Origin of the sequence: Xenorhabdus santafensis, assembly GCF_033949405.1 — a bacterium.
Classification (GTDB): Bacteria; Pseudomonadota; Gammaproteobacteria; order Enterobacterales; family Enterobacteriaceae; genus Xenorhabdus; species Xenorhabdus santafensis.
The window spans coordinates 1-374 of sequence record NZ_VCDN01000188.1 but is presented as its reverse complement, the minus strand read 5'-3'; the positions used below and the strand labels follow the sequence as shown (position 1 = coordinate 374).

General features: G+C 48.4%; 1 protein-coding gene and 1 pseudogene. Both read right to left on the bottom strand.

What is annotated here, in order from left to right:
- A pseudogene (locus FE392_RS19785) lies at positions 1–206 on the bottom strand (structural protein); the annotation flags it as partial.
- Positions 203–374, bottom strand: a 172-nt coding sequence (locus tag FE392_RS19780; protein WP_319931847.1) for a phage holin, lambda family, incomplete at its 5' end; no start/stop codon positions are given. The pseudogene FE392_RS19785 and the gene FE392_RS19780, both read right to left, overlap by 4 nt.

The window sequence follows — 374 nt, the reverse complement described above, 5'->3', positions numbered from 1 at the left end:
CGGTCTATCATCTTGGCTACGCTTTGATAGCCGTTCTTGTGGTAGTTACACAGCAACTTCATCAGTGCCCGAATACCATACTCAGCCGTATCAAACCGACAGAACCGTTTTTCGATATTTCGGTCATGTGGTAATTGGCCTTGCCACTTATTTGCTGGGTTATGGTCAATGTTGCCGGGATTGTTATTGCGTATGCCTCTGGTCATTGCTTATCCCCCAAACGCTTATTGATAGCCCGAATAGCGAAGCCGCGTATCTTCTCAACACCAATAAAACCTATGGCGCCACCGATAGCCGGGGCAAAACTGCTCGGAATGCCAAACATCTCCAAGCCACTGGATACACTCCATGATAGAGCGCCGCACAATAAGGCT